19 protein-coding genes are annotated in these 18663 nt (G+C 53.1%); 12 read left to right on the forward strand and 7 right to left on the reverse strand.

Translation table 11 applies throughout. The features are described 5' to 3' along the window. Nucleotides 1–34: 34 nt before the first annotated feature. On the reverse strand, nt 35–1474 hold the full coding sequence (locus Q0W94_RS00120) for a DUF3084 domain-containing protein (RefSeq protein ID WP_297759662.1): 1440 nt from the start codon (nt 1472–1474) through the stop codon (nt 35–37). 102 nt (nt 1475–1576) lie between these two features. On the opposite strand from Q0W94_RS00120, the gene xth reads away from it, so the two are divergent. Then, entirely contained in the window at nt 1577–2362 is a 786-nt protein-coding gene (gene xth, locus Q0W94_RS00125; RefSeq protein ID WP_297759664.1) for an exodeoxyribonuclease III, read from the forward strand. Here xth and surE read toward each other — a convergent pair. Next, on the reverse strand, nt 2348–3145 hold the full coding sequence (gene surE, locus Q0W94_RS00130) for a 5'/3'-nucleotidase SurE (RefSeq protein ID WP_297759666.1): 798 nt from the start codon (nt 3143–3145) through the stop codon (nt 2348–2350). The two genes, xth and surE, sit on opposite strands and share 15 nt — an antisense overlap. A gap of 180 nt (nt 3146–3325) precedes the next feature. Between surE and Q0W94_RS00135 the strand changes: the two genes are divergently transcribed. The 10 genes from Q0W94_RS00135 (at nt 3326) to Q0W94_RS00180 (ending at nt 13020) form a co-directional block, all read left to right on the forward strand. After that, entirely contained in the window at nt 3326–3562 is a 237-nt protein-coding gene (locus Q0W94_RS00135) for a hypothetical protein (RefSeq protein WP_157869668.1), read from the forward strand. Nucleotides 3563–3743: 181 nt separating this feature from the next. After that, nucleotides 3744–4325 (forward strand): thioredoxin family protein, encoded by a 582-nt coding sequence (locus Q0W94_RS00140; RefSeq protein ID WP_297759669.1) that lies wholly within the window; start codon nt 3744–3746, stop codon nt 4323–4325. A gap of 114 nt (nt 4326–4439) precedes the next feature. Beyond that, a complete protein-coding gene (locus Q0W94_RS00145) occupies nt 4440–6161 on the forward strand; it encodes a BamA/TamA family outer membrane protein (protein WP_297759670.1) in 1722 nt (573 codons plus the stop codon). Continuing rightward, nucleotides 6133–6468: a BamA/TamA family outer membrane protein gene (locus Q0W94_RS00150; RefSeq protein ID WP_297759672.1), complete on the forward strand. Its 336-nt coding sequence runs from the start codon at nt 6133–6135 to the stop codon at nt 6466–6468. The genes Q0W94_RS00145 and Q0W94_RS00150 overlap by 29 nt, the downstream gene beginning before the upstream one ends. A gap of 11 nt (nt 6469–6479) precedes the next feature. Beyond that, entirely contained in the window at nt 6480–7337 is an 858-nt protein-coding gene (gene lpxC / locus Q0W94_RS00155) for a UDP-3-O-acyl-N-acetylglucosamine deacetylase (protein WP_297759674.1), read from the forward strand. A 64-nt stretch (nt 7338–7401) separates the two neighbouring features. Next, nucleotides 7402–7863 (forward strand): 3-hydroxyacyl-ACP dehydratase FabZ, encoded by a 462-nt coding sequence (gene fabZ, locus Q0W94_RS00160; RefSeq protein ID WP_011057628.1) that lies wholly within the window; start codon nt 7402–7404, stop codon nt 7861–7863. A gap of 12 nt (nt 7864–7875) precedes the next feature. Continuing rightward, on the forward strand, nt 7876–8682 hold the full coding sequence (gene lpxA / locus Q0W94_RS00165; protein ID WP_041429611.1) for an acyl-ACP--UDP-N-acetylglucosamine O-acyltransferase: 807 nt from the start codon (nt 7876–7878) through the stop codon (nt 8680–8682). A gap of 27 nt (nt 8683–8709) precedes the next feature. Next, complete coding sequence (locus Q0W94_RS00170) at nt 8710–9186, forward strand: tRNA (cytidine(34)-2'-O)-methyltransferase (protein ID WP_297759677.1); 477 nt, start codon at nt 8710–8712, stop codon at nt 9184–9186. Between the two features lie 139 nt (nt 9187–9325). Beyond that, a complete protein-coding gene (locus Q0W94_RS00175; RefSeq protein ID WP_297759679.1) occupies nt 9326–10564 on the forward strand; it encodes an HlyD family secretion protein in 1239 nt (412 codons plus the stop codon). Nucleotides 10565–10929: 365 nt separating this feature from the next. Next, nucleotides 10930–13020 (forward strand): glycosyltransferase family 2 protein, encoded by a 2091-nt coding sequence (locus tag Q0W94_RS00180; RefSeq protein ID WP_297759681.1) that lies wholly within the window; start codon nt 10930–10932, stop codon nt 13018–13020. Here the strand turns inward: Q0W94_RS00180 and Q0W94_RS00185 are convergent. The 3 genes from Q0W94_RS00185 to Q0W94_RS00195 form a co-directional block, all read right to left on the reverse strand. Beyond that, entirely contained in the window at nt 13017–14141 is a 1125-nt protein-coding gene (locus Q0W94_RS00185; protein WP_297759684.1) for a hypothetical protein, read from the reverse strand. The two genes, Q0W94_RS00180 and Q0W94_RS00185, sit on opposite strands and share 4 nt — an antisense overlap. A gap of 252 nt (nt 14142–14393) precedes the next feature. Next, nucleotides 14394–14981: an RdgB/HAM1 family non-canonical purine NTP pyrophosphatase gene (rdgB, locus tag Q0W94_RS00190; protein ID WP_297759686.1), complete on the reverse strand. Its 588-nt coding sequence runs from the start codon at nt 14979–14981 to the stop codon at nt 14394–14396. A 3-nt stretch (nt 14982–14984) separates the two neighbouring features. Beyond that, entirely contained in the window at nt 14985–15638 is a 654-nt protein-coding gene (locus Q0W94_RS00195) for a TIGR02281 family clan AA aspartic protease (protein WP_297759688.1), read from the reverse strand. A gap of 101 nt (nt 15639–15739) precedes the next feature. Here Q0W94_RS00195 and Q0W94_RS00200 point away from each other — a divergent pair, with 101 nt between their 5' ends. Beyond that, on the forward strand, nt 15740–15994 hold the full coding sequence (locus Q0W94_RS00200) for a hypothetical protein (RefSeq protein ID WP_297759690.1): 255 nt from the start codon (nt 15740–15742) through the stop codon (nt 15992–15994). Nucleotides 15995–16000: 6 nt separating this feature from the next. Here the strand turns inward: Q0W94_RS00200 and Q0W94_RS00205 are convergent, their stop codons facing one another. Further along, on the reverse strand, nt 16001–16405 hold the full coding sequence (locus Q0W94_RS00205; RefSeq protein WP_011057637.1) for an NIL domain-containing protein: 405 nt from the start codon (nt 16403–16405) through the stop codon (nt 16001–16003). A gap of 722 nt (nt 16406–17127) precedes the next feature. Further along, complete coding sequence (locus Q0W94_RS00210) at nt 17128–18651, reverse strand: CapA family protein (RefSeq protein WP_297759692.1); 1524 nt, start codon at nt 18649–18651, stop codon at nt 17128–17130. Nucleotides 18652–18663 lie beyond the last annotated feature (12 nt).

Raw genomic sequence — 18663 nt, forward strand, 5'->3', positions numbered from 1 at the left:
CTCCACGCCCAGGGGCGAGAAATAGGGTCAGCGTCTAGCCACTGCGGAGGATCACCCGCTGATTTTGGCGGGCGACAAGGGAGAGGGTGAGCGGGCCAGCGGTATAAACCGAGGTGGGAGTGACGGCACTAATATCAACCGTCCCTTGGTGATCTTTGAGGTCAAGGACAAATTTCACCAGTTCAATTTGGCGAAACGAGCCAACAGTGCCAGTGACGGGATCGGGGAGCACGCCGGAGGCGATCGCCCGTTGATTACTTACCGTAAATAACTGATCCAAACGTTGCAAGATCTGCTCATCGGTCATCTGGCTGGGATCCAAAGAGATGGTGGCCAGATTCTCACCCTCGCGGAAAACCTGCTGATTGCGCGCCACTTGGGGTACCACAAGAATATTGCTTTCCCCCTGTAGATAATTGGCCGCTGCTAAAATGCGCACCACATAGGGTTGGCCATCACTAATTTGGCTGCGCAGGCGCTGCACATCTTCGGTGGTGATTTGAATCACCTGATCCGTCGGCTTGAGGTTCTGGGGACTATTGAGGACAATGGCATTCCGTCGCGCTTCCCGCAGGAGTTCCTCAATGACTTGGGTGGCTTGAGCCGGATCTTTGACATTTTGAATCACCGCAGAGGCCAAAACTTGCCCCGTGCGAATGGCGATCGTCCCCCGCCGTAGTCCCAACAGCAGGATGCTCACGTTTTCTTCAAGGCGTTGGCGACTGGCCTCAAGGGCAGCAATTTCCTGCTGCAGACTGCGCTGTTGATTCCGCAACACCTGCTGCTGCTGATTGGCCAGGGCCAGTTGATCCTGAATGCGCTCAATCTCTGCTTGGAGGCGATCCTTTTGGGCTTCAACGTCAGCAAGGCGTTGTTGAGCCGTGCGAATGGCGGTTTCGAGGGCTGCTTTTTGCCCAGCCACATCCTCGAGGCGGCTTTGGATGGCTTGTCGCTCCCGTTGCAGGCGCTGGATTTCTTGCCGCAGGCGTGCCCCTTGGGCTTCAAAGTTCTCGAGGTTTTTTTGGGCTTGGGTGTAGCGGTCTTGCAGTTGCTTGAGTTCTGCTTCTGTAAGGGTTTGACGATTGACCGCCTGCGCCAGAATTTGGTTCGTTTGACTGAGGCGTTGGCGAATTTTGGCCAGTTCAATTTGCGATTGTGCCAGTTCCGCTTCAATTTTGTCCTTTTGGGCACGGGTTTCCGTCAGTTCCTGTTCAGCAGCCGCCTGTTGACGGCGAATCGTATCAATGCGCAGGACGCCATCGCGCAATTCACGACTGAGGGCAAAGAGGATGGCCAAAGTGGAGGCAGAAATTAAGCTCCCCGTGAGAATAGTAATCAGAACAGCGGTCTGTCGTGGTCGCAAATTAAACCAACTCAAGCGAGCTTTGCCCACTTTTGAGCCAAGGCGATCGCCCACGGTTGCGATCGCGCCCCCCAGAATAATCACCGCCAAGACCAGAACATACCCAGCCATATTTCGGGTACTGCTGCCACTCCCCAACTATACTTTTTACAGTATGTGCCGATGCTGACCCCTATAAGGGTTTGGGCAAATCACCTTGACTGAAATCAACCGATGCCAAAAATTGCCACTTGGAATGTCAACTCAATTCGCACCCGCCTTGACCATGTGTGCCAGTGGTTGGATAGTACTGGGGTGGACTATCTCTGTCTGCAGGAGACCAAAGTCACAGATGCTGAGTTCCCGCGGCAGCCCTTTTGGGATCGTGGATATCAAGTTTATTGTAGTGGCCAAAAGGCCTACAATGGGGTGGCCATTCTCAGTCGTCAGCCCCTTGCGGGAGTAGAGGCAGGCTTTGCCCCCCAATTACCCAGCCACAGTGAGTTGGATACCCAAAAACGGCTCATTCGCGCCCAATTGGCCCCTGATGTCATTTTGGTGAACGTCTATATTCCCAACGGCGGCGAGTACGACAGTGAGAAATACCACTACAAGCTGCACTGGCTGAAAACTCTCTATATCTATCTCGAGCAACTCACCGCCCAAGGGGAGGTGATTCTCTGTGGCGATTTTAATATTGCCCCTGAAGATAAAGACCTCTTTGATGCTGGCGATCGCGCCACAAAAGTGGGGGCCACCGATGCTGAACGCAACCTGTTGGCAGCCATTCGCGACCTTGGCTTCCATGATGCCTTTCGCCACTTTACTGAAGCACCGGGGCACTACTCTTGGTGGGATTATCGGGCAGGTGCCTTTCGCCGCAATCATGGTTGGCGCATTGATCACCTCTACATTACCCCCGGTGTTAAAGCCCGTGCCTGCAACTGTCACATTGACATTGCCCCGCGCCGCTTACCCAAGCCCAGTGACCATGCACCCGTGATCCTAGAGATTGAATAGGGGCTGTACGGTGCGCAGCCACTCCGTTAGATCCTGTACCCCTTGGCCGTAGGTGAGATCAAAAGTCAGCGGCGTAATACTAATCAAATTTTGGGCAATGGCTTCCACATCCGTGGGCGCTTGATGGGGGTCTTGGGGATATTCTTCGACCACCTCACCTGCCAGCCAATAGTAGGTTTTGCCGCGAGGGTCAATGCGCTTTTGGAAAAGGTCATGGTAGCGCCGAATCCCCTGCCGAGTAATAACAACGCCAGCAATTTCACTGGCAGGCAGAGCAGGCACGTTGACATTGAGGAGCATTTTGGGAGGAAGGGGGTCGGTTTCCAGTGCCTTGAGGAGATGATTGGCAAAGTCAGCGGCCGGCTGAAAGTTATGAACCGTGAAACTGGTCAGACTAATGGCAATGCTGGGAATGCCCTCAATTACCCCTTCCATGGCCGCAGACACTGTGCCGGAGTAGAGAATATCGGTGCCGAGGTTGGAGCCTTGGTTAATCCCAGAAACAACAAAATCGGGAGGTTCCTCTAGGAGAGCACCCAGGGCTAACTTCACACAGTCGGAGGGGGTACCAGAGCAGGCCCAGGCCTTAATCCTGGGGTGAAAGAGATCGCTCACGACTTCTGCGCGAATCGGATCAAACACAGTGAGGCTATGCCCTGTAGCGGAGCGTTCGCGATCCGGACACACGACCACGACGTCATGGCCAGCGATCGCCAGTGTATCTGCCAACGCCCGAATACCGGGGGCAAAGACCCCATCATCATTGGCAATCAGTAACCGCATTTCTCGCCCCCTGAATCGTGAAGTATTGGCCAAACATTACAGTTGATTGCAAAGCGCAGCACACTCCCTGAGAAATGTTAACCTCTAAAAGGGTGAAGTGGCGCACTACATGGCCCACCCTGCCAAACAGCTTGAACGCACCATTCCTGACAAGACCGCTTTTGGGGATTGACAGGACCTATGGGACGCCTACTGAACCATCAGTTGAAGGAGAACACTGTGTCTGTGCATCAAAGTCATCCATTCCTCCGTGAAGACCTCAGTGAATACGTTGCCCATTTGCAACTGCACATGGCACTTCAAGCGCGCAATTTGGTGCCTGCCCTGAAACACGCCGGCGACAGCCGTGAGCAACTTCTCCATCAAACCCAAGCCAACTTCGAGAAGCACGTCTCCCGTCAAAGCTATATTGGCTAAAGCAATTTTCCTCTGTACTCAACAATCAACAGCTATGCTCCCTCAGCAGCAGTGATCTTGCTGCTTTTTGCGTTTGTTGGGGGAGTCGCTTCTTTCACCCCTTTGAGGAACACTTGCAACAGAGTACGCTAGGGGCGATATTGCTATTTGTAACATCTTGCCAGCATTCTCAGGAGGTTTTATGGCGCGGACAGAGTCCACAATGCTTGCCCTTGGTACTGTTGCTCCCGATTTTCAACTGCCCGATGTGGTGAGCGGGCAAACGATTTCCCTCAGCACCTTTGCCGACAAGAACGCCCTACTGGTGATGTTTATTTGTCGCCACTGTCCCTATGTGAAGCATGTCCAAGCGGAACTGGCGAAGCTGGGGCGCGACTACAAAGAGACAGGCTTAGGAATTGTGGCCATTAGTGCCAATGACGCTGCCAACTATCCCGAGGATGCCCCAGAGTCCCTGAAGGCGATGGCCACGGAGCTGGGGTTTACATTTCCCCTGTGCTACGACGAGAGCCAAGAAACAGCCAAGGCCTACACCGCAGCCTGTACACCGGATTTCTTCCTCTTTGATAGCGATCGCAAGCTTGTCTATCGCGGACAACTTGATGACAGTCGCCCCCAGAATGGTCTACCGGTGACTGGAAAAGACTTGCGTGCAGCCATTGATGCCGTGTTAGCCGGTCAAACCCCCAGCGAGGATCAAAAACCCAGTCTCGGCTGTAATATCAAGTGGAAACCGGGGAATGAACCGGCCTACTACCGCTAATCCTGGAAAGGCAAAGAGAGGGGCACTTTTATTGCCACTTTTCAGTCTTAGCCTATGTTATATCAGTGCCAATGGGTTTGGCTGTGTTGACGCGATTGTTTTTAGGTGTGAGCAGTGAATAACCAACTTTTTTTGCCAGTGCGCATGCAGTCAATGGGGGCTACCCTGAAAACGGTAGGAGTGGCAATAGTAATGGGGGCGATCGCCCTCGGCCCTTTGCGTCCCAGCCGTGGCCAAGCAGCCCCCACGCCTCCTGACAACCCACCAGCTGAGACCCCGGCATCCCCAACATTACCCTCGGCAGAGCCTGGGCCTGAAAGCCCTCCAGCGGCACCCCCCCTCCCCCCACCTGTGAGTCAGCCCGCCACTGATGAACCCCAAGTGTTGATTGCTGAAGTGGTGGTTGAAGGAGCCACTCCTGAACTGGAGCAATTGGTCTATCAAGTCATTAGCACTCGACCGGGCAGTACCACCACCCGCACCCAACTGCAACAGGATACCAACGCCATCTTTGCTACGGGCTTTTTTGCTGATGTCAATGCCGTCCCCAGCGATACCCCCCTCGGTGTGCGGATTACGTTTATTGTGCGCCCTTATCCGGTACTGCGAGTTGTTCAAGTAGCGGGCAACCAAGTCCTCACCCAAGAGAAAGTTCAGGAAATCTTTGCGCCGCAAATTGGCCGCAGCCTCAATCTCAGGGAGCTACAGGCTGGAATTGAAAAAATTAACAGCTTCTATAGGGATAACGGCTATATTTTGGGTCAAGTCGTTGGTACCCCCCAAATCGATCCCGATGGTGTTGTGACGTTGCAGGTGGCTGAGGGGGTGGTTGAACAGGTCACCTATCGCTTTCTGAATAAAGAAGGGGAGCCTACGAAACAGCGGACCCGCGACTTTGTAATTAGCCGCGAAATGGACACTCGACCCGGAGTAGTCCTTAACCAAAAGACAGTGCAGGCAGATTTGCGACGCCTCTTTGAACTGGGACTCTTTGAGGATGTGCAAGTTGCCCTTGAACCCGGCCAGGATCTCCGCAAGGTGAACTTGATTCTCAATATCAAAGAGCGCAATACGGGCAGTGTCTCTGCGGGGGCAGGCTATAGCTCGGCCGCAGGTCTATTTGGAACCGTAGCATTCCAGCAAAACAACCTCTTTGGCCGCAACTGGAAATTTAGTGCGGAAGCCCAAGGGGGGACTGAAGGGGAATTTCTCTTTGACGTTAGCTTCACCGATCCGTGGATTAAAGGGGATCCCTACCGCACCTCCTACACCGTCAGTGCCTTCAACCGCCTGACGGTTCCCTATACCTTCAGTAATGGCCCAATTGATGTTCGTTTGGCCAATGGGGATTTTCCGCGGATTAACCGCTTGGGCACGGCGGTCTTCTTTACCCGTCCCTTTACCCAGGATCGCGATCAGGTGCGTACCGCTTGGACCGGCTCCCTTGGCTTGCAATATCAACGCGTCACCTCCCTAGACGGCGGCTTTACCCGCTTTAATACGGATGCCTTAGGGAACTGTTTAACCTTTCCAGACAACGGCGTCTGTCGCGGCTTCAATGACCTGTTTACGGTGCAGGCGGCAATTTTGCGGGACTTGCGCAATGATCCCCTGCGTCCCACCAGTGGCCAAGTGATCCGCCTAGGCGTGGATCAGTCGCTTCCCATTGGTGCAGGGAGCATCTTGATGAATCGGGTGCGGGGTAGCTATAGCTTCTATATCCCAGTGAAGTTTCTGCGCATTGAGGGGCCGCAAACCTTTGCCTTCAATATTCAAGCAGGCAATATTTTTGGGGATTTGCCCCCCTATGAGTCCTTTACGCTTGGGGGGTGCTAACTCGGTGCGCGGTTGGGAAGAGGGGGCGATCGGTTCTGGGCGTGCCTTTGTGCAGGGGACGGTGGAGTATCGGTTCCCAATTTTTAATATTGTGGGTGGGGCGCTGTTTGTTGATGGCGCCAGTTTACTCGGTACCCAAAGCAGCGTACCCGGTCAGCCGGGGATTGTGCGCGGCAAGCCAGGAGAAGGTTTAGGCTATGGCGCAGGGTTGCGGGTGAATACGCCTTTGGGGAATATCCGCATTGACTTCGGCTGGAACAATGAAGGGGGCAGCGCCTTTAGTTTTGGTATTGGTGAACGCTTCTAGGAGAAAGATTGATGATCGCAGCCTCTGGACCGACAGCATTGGCGGCAATGACTCAACAGACCCTTGCTGGAACTGCCCAATGGTCAGGGGTGGGCTTACATTCAGGCCAGTGGGTTGCCCTCACCCTTCAGCCGGCACCCGCCAATACCGGACGCCAGTTTGTGCGCCTTGATCTGGAGGGGCAGCCCGTAATTCCTGCTCAGATTGAGGCTGTGAAATCCACTCAATTGGCAACGGAGTTGGTGGGCAATGGCGCCAGTGTGCGTACGGTTGAGCATCTCTTGGCAGCGCTGGCGATCGCCGGCATTGATAATGTCACGATTCAGATCACAGGTCCTGAGGTGCCCGTGCTCGATGGCTCGGCGCAACCTTGGCTAGAAGGCATTCAGAGGGTAGGTGTGGTCCCTCAGGAGGCCCCTCGGCCAGCAGTCATCTTAAAGGAACCTGTCACCATTTACCAAGGAGACGCCTTTGTCAGTGCCATTCCTGCTCCTGAGCTGCGCCTCACCTATGGCATTGACTTTCCCTATGGGGCGATTGGTCGGCAGTGGTGTAGTTTTACGCCCTCAGAACTAGCGGCGGAGGTCGCCCCTGCTCGCACTTTTGGTTTTGCTGAACAAGTGGACTATCTGCGCAGCCAAGGTCTGATTCAGGGGGGCAGTTTAGAGAATGCCCTTGTGTGCAGTGCCAGTGGTTGGGTCAACCCGCCGTTACGCTTTGCCGATGAACCTGTTCGCCACAAGTTACTCGATCTCTGGGGAGATTTAGCCCTCCTTGGAACACCCCCCATCGCCCATTATGTAGCCTATCGCGCCAGTCATCATCTGCATACCCAATTGGCGCGGGCGATCGCTCCCCAAATGGTTTAGTCGGGGCAACCGTTCTCCCCTATGATTTGTTTATATCTTTCATTTGCAGCCGATACCGACCCCTATGCCAACGTTGACTGATTCCCCACCAACCACTGTGCTGACGGTCACTGAGCTACAGCAGTTGCTCCCCCACCGCTACCCCTTTTTGCTAGTGGATCGGATCATTGACTACGTGCCAGAAAAGTATGCTGTGGGGCTGAAAAACGTCACGATCAACGAACCCTTTTTTCAAGGGCACTTTCCGGGTCGCCCCATCATGCCGGGGGTGCTCATTGTGGAAGCCCTTGCCCAAGTGGGTGGGGTTGTCCTGATGCAGATGAACTGGGCGAAGGATAAACTTTCTGTGTTTGCGGGCATTGATAAGGTGCGCTTTCGCCGTCCAGTCGTCCCCGGAGATCAGTTGATCCTGCGGGCGGAGCTGCTTGTTGTCAAACAACAGCGCATCGGCAAAATGCAAGGACGGGCTGAGGTGAATGGTCAATTGGTCTGTGAGGGCGAGATGATGTTCTCGCTGGTGGACTAGTCACAATCCATGATGCAAACCCTGATCCATCCTACTGCTGTCATCCATCCCAGTGCTGAACTGCATCCCACAGTTCGAGTCGGTCCCTATGCTGTGATTGGTGAACAGGTGCGCGTCGGCGCCCATACGGAAATTGGTGCCCACGTGATTATTGAAGGGCCAACGGAGGTAGGGGTCGGCAATCGTATCTTTCCGGGAGCAATCATTGGCACTGCCTCTCAGGATCAAAAATATACGGGTGCCAATAGTGCCCTGCGCATTGGTGATTACAACACGATTCGCGAGTTCGTGACGATTAACCGCGCCAATGGTGAAGGGGATGCCACAATTATTGGTAACCACAATCTGCTCCTGGCCTATGTTCATGTAGCCCATGATTGCGTGATTGAGGATCAGGTGGTGATTACGAATGCCGCCTCGATCGCGGGCCATGTTTGCATTGAATCAAAGGCGCGCATTGGGGGTATGGTGGGTATTCACCAGTTTGTCCATATTGGTCGCTTGGCGATGGTGGGGGCAATGGCACGGGTAGATCGGGATGTGCCTCCCTATATGCTGGTGGAAGGTCATCCGGCACGGGTTCGTGCCCTCAATCAGGTGGGACTGCGGCGGGCAGGTGTCACAGAGGCAGAAATGCGCGACCTCAAGGAAGCCTTTCGCATTCTTTATCGCCGTGAGTTGCCCCTTGCTCAGGCGATTGCCCAATTGGCAACCCTACCCCCTTCTGAGCATTTAGAGCATCTCCAGCGCTTTTTAACCTATGCCCGCGAAGAGGGACGGCGGGGCTTAACCCCCGGTGGTCGGGCAACGACGGATTAAGTCTCTAGTTGCCACTTGCTCAATGCCATGCCTGCTGTGGTGCTTGTCCATCCCCAAATCCCCCCCAATACCGGTAATATTGCCCGCACCTGTGCTGCCACCCAGACACCGCTGCACTTGATTGAACCCTTAGGGTTTGAACTCAGCGATCGCTACCTCAAGCGCGCCGGTCTAGATTATTGGCCCTACGTCACCCTGTATTGCCACCCCGACTGGCCAACATTTCTGAAAACAGCCCACAGCCACGGACGCTTAATTGCCTTTGAACCTGCTGCCCAGCAGATTTACTGGGACTTCACCTTCGCTGAGAGTGATTGGCTGGTCTTTGGCAGTGAACCCGATGGTATTCCTGCGGATGTTTTAGCCACCTGCGATGCCTTCCTCAAAATTCCCATGTGGCAGCCTGCTGTCCGCAGTCTGAACCTCTCGGCATCGGTGGCGATCGCCCTCATGGAAGCCTATCGGCAACTGCACCTTTGCCCAAAGCCTCCCGAAATAAGATGAAATAAGAATAGAGCTGAGCCCTTGGGAGTAGGTAAACCGGGGTCAGACCGCTCTAGGCGATGACAGCTTCAAGTTCATCAGCCGGCAACACGGGAAAAAAAAGCCTTGGCGGTCGAGTCCCCAGAAAACTGCAATACCCATGAGTAAAGTTACCGATAAGCCCCCTGACACTGACCAGCGACGCCGCATTTTTCGTTTGCTGCGGATCGGTCTAGGGCTTACCCTCATTGGTTTAGCGGCATATCTCCTCTGGTGGCGACAGCGCAATGTGGTCAGTCGGGTGGGCTATCTCAATGGCACCGTGATTACCCTCTATGCGCCGATCCCCGGTACTCTGACCCTAGAGCCTCTGCACCCCGGCCAACCCCTAAGGGCGGGCACGGCAATTGGTACAATTCGCAACGATCGCAACCCGCAACTGGAAACCGATCGCCAGAATCTGGAGACCCGCCTCAGCATCGCCCTCGCGCAGCAGCAGGGTCTGCAACAGAAACGCAATAGCCGCATGGCTTTGATTGCTCAGCTTGACCACGATGAACAGAGTCAGCGAACCCTTGAAGTTCGCTTTACTCAAGAAGCAGTGCGGCGCACCTTAGGGGAACTCCGCCAAGCCCAAGAAGCCCTTGCCCTTGCTCGCATTACCGCCGATCGCTACACCCGTCTGCTCAAGGCGGGAGCGGTGGCGCGTCAACTAGCCGATGAAGCCCTATCCCGTGCCCAGGAGGCCGCCAAATTAGTGGAGAGTAAACAGGCCGAACTGCGCCGTCAACAAACTGCCCTCCAAGCCGCTCGCCAAGGACTGCAACTGGATGCCTCACGCACATTTAGCTTTCCCCAAATTCGCCTGATTGACCTGCACTTGGAACTGGTGGATATTGAAGCTGAGCTACTGAATGTCAGCACCACAATTACCGCCCTACGTCGTGAAATTGCCAACATTAAGCAGCAACTCTCTCTGCAACGGGTGGCCCCCATTAAAGTGCCCACCACCGCCGTCATTTGGTCTGTGATTCATAAAACCGGAAATTTGGGGATTCCGCTTGCGGCCGGCGATCCAATCATTAAGATGTTAGATTGTCGTGATGTCTGGGCAACGGCATTGGTAGCTGAGCGAGAAAATTCCCGTCTGCGGGTGGGTCAAGAGGCTAGCGTGCGCTTGCTGGATGGGAGCGATCGCCGGCTGAGGGGCATTGTGCGGGCGATTCGTGGTGGCCCCGGCAAAGTTCAGGTGGGCGAAAATGTTGCTGTGCCCCCTCCGGATCTGGTGCGCAACGAACTGGCGGTTGACGTTCAACTGGATGAATTGCCGGCGGACTTGAGCGCCGCCCGTTTTTGTGGTGTTGGCCAAAGTGTCGAAGTAATTTTTAGTGTTTTTTAATTGTTGCCCCCTCAGGTTTTTCCCACTTCAAACATCGACCAGAGGGCAGGCTTGCCGCCCTAGCGCAAACCTACCTGCTTTCGTAAAGTCCGGAGGCTAGGGAGATGACAATTAAGCCTAAACTCCTGCTGGCCTGGGTTTAACTTTCCGGATCATTGGGGTACTTTAATTAAAAGATTGCTCTACTCAGCTCAAACAGAACCGCCTAGGATGGCTGGGTTCTTCGTGTGTTTCCTAAAGTAAACATGAAAAGGAATATTCTCAGCCCCCCTGCCTTGGTCAGGGGGTGTACTGTAGCCCCCCGGCGCAAACGACAGACTGCTGAGGTTTGCCTCTGTCTATGGGGGGCGCTCGCATTTGTTGTTGTGTGGTTAACTCAGCTAGATTGGCAAAACTTACTTCCCAATTTGGTGGGCATCTGGTATGCGGGTCAGGGCTTGTTTCGGCCAAAGGGGACAACACTTGAAGCACTGTTGCTGCCCACAATTGTCTGGCTAGCGGTTACATTTTTACTCAAAGAAATTTCACCCAAGCCCAATTTTTACTCCCGCCTTGTTGTCAGTGTTGGCCTGGGAGCCTTGGCGCTGCGCTACCTGCTGTGGCGCCTGTTCAATAGCCTTAACCTAGATGATCCTCTCAATGGTGCCGTCTCTATTTTGCTGTTTGTTGCAGAGGTGTTGAACTTAGGCAACACCTGCTGCTTTTTCTTTTTATCTATTTTTGCCACCAACCGCACCCCGGAGGCCGATCGCCTGAGTCAAGCGGTGATTCGCGGAGAATACCTACCGTGGGTGGATGTGATTTTGCCCACCTACAACGAAGGGGTCGAGATTCTGCGCCGCTCAGTGGTGGCCTGCCAAGCCATGGATTATCCCCACAAGCGCATTTATCTGCTGGATGATACCCGTCGCCCAGCCGTGCGCGCTCTTGCTGCCGAACTGGGCTGTGAGTATCGCGATCGCCCCGACAACCGCCATGCCAAAGCCGGTAACATCAACCACGCTCTACCAACCCTGACCGGGGAACTCATTGCCGTGTTTGACGCTGATTTTGTTCCCAGCCGCAACTTTCTCACCCGCACCGTTGGCTTTTTCCAAGACCCCAAGACCGCCATGGTGCAAACCCCCCAAAACTTTTTTAATGAAGACCCCGTAACTGTGAACTTGGGCCTAGAGGGGATCCTCAACAACGAGCAAACCCTTTTCTTTCGTTTTATTCAATGCAGTCGAGATTTTTTTGATGCCGTCATTTGCTGCGGCACCTGCTTTGTGGTCCGCCGGAGTGCCCTTGATGAGATTGGCGGCATTCCCACCGACAGCATTACAGAAGATTACCTAACTTCCATGTATTTACAGGGGCGGGGCTACCGCGTTAAATACCTCAATGAAGCCCTCTCCGCCGGTATGTCTCCCGAAACCATTAGTGCCTATGTCAACCAACGCCTGCGCTGGGGCCAAGGAACCCTGCAAATGCTGTTTCTGAAGGATAATTTCCTGACCATTCCCAACCTCAACCCCATACAGCGCTTTTATCACAGCTTAGGCGTGATTTATTGGCTCTTATGCATTCCGCGGGTGATCTTTTTGCTGGCGCCCTTGGCTTTTTTGCTCTTTGGCTTAGCGCCGTTGCGCGCCACCTTTAACGAAATTCTCTACTTTTATTTTCCCTATTACTTAGGAAATATCATGGCCTTTGCTTGGCTCACAGAGGGTCGCCGCTCCGCCTTTTGGTCGGATGTATATGAAACCCTGCTGGCTTTCCCGCTGGCATTGACAATCGTACGCACCCTCTGGAGTCCGCGGGGCAAGCCCTTCAAAGTGACCCCCAAAGGCATTGTCGATCCCCATCGCATTACAGTGAACTGGCCCCTGATTCGACCCCTGTTGATATTGATGCTCCTAACGATTTTAGGGTTTCTTTGGCGCAGCTCACCCCTGCAGGATACAATTGTCAATCCCGACAGTTTGCTGGTCAATGCTCTGTGGTCTGTTTATAATTTTACAATCCTCATCCTTTGTATGCTGGTTGCCATCGATGTGCCGCAGCGGCGCCATTCGCGCTTTAGCCGCCAGGAACCCTGTGAACTAATCCTTGGCCATGACTCCTGCTTTGTCCAAACCGCCGATCTTTCCGAAGCAGGAGCCCGCCTCTCCCTAACACCCCCTTGGCCGCTGCCCCTTAAAGAAGATGTTGGGGAGCTGTGCTTTGTTGACCCTAGCCCTTTGGCCCCATTAAGTTTGCCAATACAGGTGCGCTGGTGGCGATGGGTAGATAGAAATACCTTACAGCTAGGTGTGCAATTTAGCGAGCTGCCGCTCCCCACCTATCGCCGTCTTGTCGAGTACTTGTATTGCCAGCCCGGTCAGTGGGAAGAGGTGCGGGTTCCGGAAGTGAAAACTGCTTGGGCACTCATCAAAAGTGTTCTGAGACTGTATCCCCTTGCCGAGAGCCGCTAACCATTAAGAAGGGTGAGGAGATTTTGAATTGCCATACTGGTTGCCCGAATTGCTGCCTGAACACTGGCATTTTTGGGCTCAACTTGCAGCAGATAGGCCAAGCTGGATTGCAGATACGTCAGCGCCATCTGAGTGTTGGGATCAATGTGCTGGTAGGCTTGGGGTGAGTAGGGCGGACCATAACTGGGGTGGGGATAGCCAACAGAGTGCTCATAGTTTGCGCCTGAATATCCTTGGGAATAGTCGTAGGTGGGGTGGGAATAGCCAACGGTGTGCTCGTAGTTTGACCCTGAATATCCTTGGGAATAATCGTAGGTGGGGTGGGGATAGCCAACGGTGTGCTCGTAGTTCGCCGCTGGATACCCTTGGCTGGCTTCAACCGGTTGTGCAGCCTCAGAGGGGGTTGAAACCGTTGCTGTAGTGGCGGGGACCTGTGGCGCTGAAGGCAAAATAACGGCCTCCTCTGTTTCTTCGGGTTCAGTAGCAGGGGAGGCGGTTGGGCTAAATGGGGTACCACTGGCCTTGGCAGCCATAATTTCCGTGGCCTCGAGGATTTGGGTGGGCTCACTGTCGATTTCTCCCATGCGTTCTCCCCGTTGGTAGACACTGACCTGACTGTAACTCTGTTCAGTATCTTTTTCCTCTTTTTTCAGCCATACAAGAAAATCAGAGGCGCTGTAGGTGGCTTCTCCCCCCAAGGTACGAATGGCAACAAAGCCATTGGCGGCATTGACACTTTGAATAGGATACCAGGTGCCCCGATAGAGAATCATCGCATCCATGGCGAGGGAGTTGCCTCCTGTAAGAGCACCGCGTCGCTTACCCCGTGCCCACCGGTCTTTCCACAGCACGCCTGCTTCGGTGTATTGGATCAGATAGCCTTCGGGAACAGTGCGATGTTCGTAACGTAAAAATCCGGGGGTTTGAGCTATGCCGACTTGGAAGATTTCATAATCTACCATGACCTCTTGAATCAGAGGTCGATAGGGTGATGCATCCCGTACTTCAATGGCAAGGGTGGGAGCATCTGTTTTCACCCGGGCCACAATGCCATCTTTGTAGGAAATGAGCTGAACTTCATCAAATGTTGTTTCTACACGCAGGTGCCGATTCGAGAGCATTCGCGAATTTTTCTGAATCAAGTCTTTAATAAATTGGTCTATTAATTCGCGATCGCCCATAGTTTTTGCTTTGAATCACGGCAAGAAGCCTGCTAGCCACTGGGCCTAGGGAGTCTATCCCTTGCTTTTTGCTTAATGCAACTTTGGAACACTAGACCCATGCTTGCATAGTGGCCACAGGTCAGCTTAGGAACACTAGCGATGTCAGTCTAGGACAAAAAACTTCCTGCTAACAACCGTAAATCTACGGATTCAAGACGGATTCAAGGTCTGAAAATACTCCCGTAGCCGCTGCAGAGCCTGGCCACGATGACTAACTTGTTGCTTTTCGACGGGACTCATCTCGGCAAAGGTACGCTGCTGACTGGGCACCCAAAAGACAGGATCGTAGCCAAACCCCCCCTGACCCCGGGGAGCGGTTAAAATCTCGCCTGCACACCGTCCCTCAGTTGTAACGGCAATCGTGCCATCGGGGCGTGCTAGGGCAATGACACAAATAAATTCAGCGGCGCGATCGCTCACGTCGGCCATTTCCTGTAATAGACGCTCAATGCGCTCAGCATCCGTAGCTCCATAGCGAGCCGAATAGATTCCCGGGGCCCCCTGAAGGGCATGAACTGCTAGCCCCGAATCGTCGGCGATCGCCCACTGTCCCATTTGCTTGGCGGCAGTAGCAGCCTTTAAACAGGCGTTGCCCACAAAGGAATCCGCGGTTTCAGCAATCTCAATGGTGGCTGGCAGGGCTAGCAACTCCCCAATCCACGGCTGTAACCAGCCTTGAAACTCTTTGACCTTACCAGGATTGTGGCTCGCTAAGACAGCTTGGGCAAGAATGGGCATTTCCTATGGACGACGCTGCAACTGAATATGATCTTGCCGCAAACTGACATCGAAGTGCTGCAGAAAATCCTGCCCCAAAAGCCCAATGGTCATATCAGGCCCAGCCACGGCAACGGGCCATTGCTTACGATGGAAGCCACCGACACTTATGGATTGGACGTAGACAACTGGCAGCACCACTTGACCATTGGCAGTATGAAACACGCGATTATCCACCACTTGCGCTGGGGTAATGCCTAAAGCCCGTGCCATCGATCGCGTAATCACCGTCATACTGGCTCCTGAGTCCACCAGCATCTCAAACCGCAGTCGTTGGTTAAACGTAACTTGAATAACGGGAATCCCCCCCTGCCGCCGCAAAATCGGTATAATGCCCCTGGGCTGAGTGATCACCGTTACCATTGAGGGAGCAGGGGTTGGGGGCAGTTGTTGCAATCGCAGCAATTCTTGACGATAGCTACCAAGGGCTTGGGCCTGTTGGGGATGGACACGAATGACCTGATCGAGAATTTGCGCCGCTGTCGCCCAGTCTTGGTTGGCGATCGCCCGATAAAAACTTTCTGGCAGTACAACCGACGGCACTCCCCTCGCGGGGGCAATCAGAAACAGCATGCCCACCAGCGTCGCTAGCACCCAATATCCATGTTCTTGGGTCATGATTTTCGTCGTACCCTAGGATCATCGTACCCTAGGATCATTTGCAACGGGAAACCCAACATGGGGTTAAGCCCGAGTACAACCACGGCCACGGGTATGCAATGGCAAGAGCTCGTGATGCCCACGTCACCCTAGCCTTGAATTTGACCACCCTTCTTGGCCCCGCTGTGGGGCAACGGGGTTTTCGTCTCTACATTTCAGATATGACAGTGCGCCTAGAAGAACGCAACTGCTTTTACTATCGAGATTGGCAAGCCTACTCCCCTCCAGAAGATGTGGTTGAACTCAAGAGCATTGGCTGGCAAGGCCACCTATCTACCATTTCTATTTATGAAGATGTTACCCTAGGGCCCTAATCTCAATCAAAAGTTTGTGTGAATCGCCTCCATCGGACAGGCGGCAACACATTGCTCACAGACAATGCAACGGGAGCGGGTAAATTGGAGTTGAAACGTTTCTGGATGGAGCGTCAGCGCCTGAGTGGGGCATACCCCTGTACAGAGCCCACAGTGGACACAGGCCTGCTCATCAATCACAATTTCACGACTGGCAAGGGACACCTCAATATTCTGCTGCCGCAACCATTCGAGGGCGGCCTCCATTTGGTCAATGTCCCCAGCCAATTCTAAAACCAGTTTGCCCACTTGGTTAGGTGCCACTTGGGCACGGATGATATTGGCGGCGATATTAAAGTCCTTGGCCAAGCGATAGGTGACGGGCATTTGAATCGTCCGCCGGGGAAATGTCAATGTCACTCGCTTTTTCACTGCTTGAAGATTTGGATCCTAGCACAGCTCTTTTGATAAGTATCGCACACTCCCAACACTGTGAAAGTTATAGCTACTCCAATAAAGAATGAGACATTAGGCGGCACAATAATTGGAAATCACCTCATCATTTGCCCCCTTGCTTGGCATAGGAGACAACCCGATCTCCTAAATTCAGTCTCTAGCTCCTGTTCTTTAAGGATATTGAGGACGCTTCAAGGCTAATCTATCTCTCTTTGCAATATTTCACTCCCTTTTGCAATAGCCATAATGTGAAGCCTTTTTCATAGGAATTAAAAAAATGAAAAAATATTAAATTTTATTTACTAGTCTATAAACACAAAAGCCATCCCCACAGTAAAATTGTTACCCTGCTAGATAAGAATTAGATGGAGTATTTTTTGTCAAAATTTAATAAGTTATTAAAATAGTGGAGATTGTAGATAAAAATGAATCTGAAATAAAATTAGAAGATTCATCCGCTGCTGATAAAATAGCTTTTTTATGAATCCTTACTAGCTTAATAGTCATTTGTTTTAATTTATATTTTCTTCGATCCTTGCAGTGCCGTTGAGTTGTCAGCGCACTGGTAGTGAAAATATTATTCCTACTGCCTAGTGCTTAGTTAAAGTATATTGATTTTGGGGACTGGGTAAACAGAATCAAAGGGGAGTTAGAAATGTCTCAAGTAGCTTATTGTGGTCTCATTCACCAAAGGAAGACTAGGATTGGGAATCGCTGTTGGTAATCTCGCCGAAGCGTTCAATCCGCAAGGGAGTGTTGGGAAAGTCGGCTTGGATTAAACGGCGAATTAGTTGCACACTGGCAAAGTTTTGATCAATATGGGGAATCCCTTTGGCATCTAGGCGTACAGGAATGACTTTTCCTTGAATGAAGCGACCAGAACCGTCGAGTTCCACATCGAGAATCAGTGACTTACCAAGGGGGCCGTGACTGCTTAGAGTCTGATAGCCGACAAAGTTCCCCAAGGAATAGGCAATGAGGCGGCCTTTGTACAATTCAAGGGCACGGGGAACATGGGGGCCATGACCCAAAATTAAATCGGCACCATTGTCAATCATGGTGCGGGCAAACTGAACTACATTGCCCCGGTCTTCGCCATAGAAGTACTCAGTGCGATCGCGGGTATGAATTTGATCGCTGCCTTCGGCACCGCCGTGGAAACTGACAACCACAATATCAGCGTTTTTCTTAACCTCCCGCACCAGGGCGGCACTTGCCTTGAGGTCTTGGATGCGATTTTGGCCGTAGTAGGTACCAAAGCCGATAAATGCGGTTTTCAGGCCATTGGCTGCGAGGTAGGTCAGTTGATTGCGATCACCAATAGCGCTCATGCCAGCGGTGTTGATGTGGCGAATCGTATCGCGAAATCCCTGTTCGTTGAAGTCGTAGCTGTGGTTGTTGGCAATGTTGAGGACGTCAAAACCAGCTTGGCGTAACACCTGCGCATAACTGGGCGGTGAGCGAAAGACAAAACTGCGACCCCCCTGGGTGTTTTTGTAGGGATGGGGATGATCAGTAAGGGTACTTTCATAATTGCCAAAGAGAAAATCTGCCCCCTGAAGATAGGGTTTGACTTGGGCAAAGAGCTTTTGGGGATCCGCAGGCAAGCGGTTACTGGGAAAATTGGTGCCAAGGACAATATCGCCAACCGCCTTAATCCGCAAGCGGCGATCGCTAGGGGCGAGTGGGGGGGACACAAGGGGAACATCGGGTTCAGGGGTTACAATAGCTGGCCTGGGTTCCGCACTGGGCGGAGCATCGACACCGAGTTGATTTTGCAACGTCAGGGCAATGGCACTGGTGCCTGCGATCGCCAGCAAACTGAGGGCAAAGGCACTCACCGCCTGATGAGACCGTGGCGTGGTAGGGATAACTGCATTTGAGCTGGAACTTGCTTGAGGAGGCGGCGCCGCTGGTAAGGTCTCCCGTAGGTCAACGGTCTGTGTCCATTCTGGCCATTCTTGGCCGAGCAGCCGAGCCTGGAGACGCACACGCAGAACTCCTTGGGGCGCCAATTGCCTGAGACCTCGGCAAACAAACTGAACACAGACTTGGGGGGGGAGCGATCGCGCTGCTTCAAACATAATTTGTAAACAGTCGCCCCGCCGCCGCACGAGGGCGCGCACCCCCTTGGTTTGGAGCGTGCGGTTCATCAAATGGGCAATGGCCTCTGCTTCACCCTGACGTGCCTGCTGCCAAACCAAATCAAGGGAAGCGGTCATGATCAAGGAACC

Origin of the sequence: Thermosynechococcus sp. (assembly GCF_025999095.1) — a bacterium.
In the GTDB taxonomy this organism is placed as follows: domain Bacteria; phylum Cyanobacteriota; class Cyanobacteriia; order Thermosynechococcales; family Thermosynechococcaceae; genus Thermosynechococcus.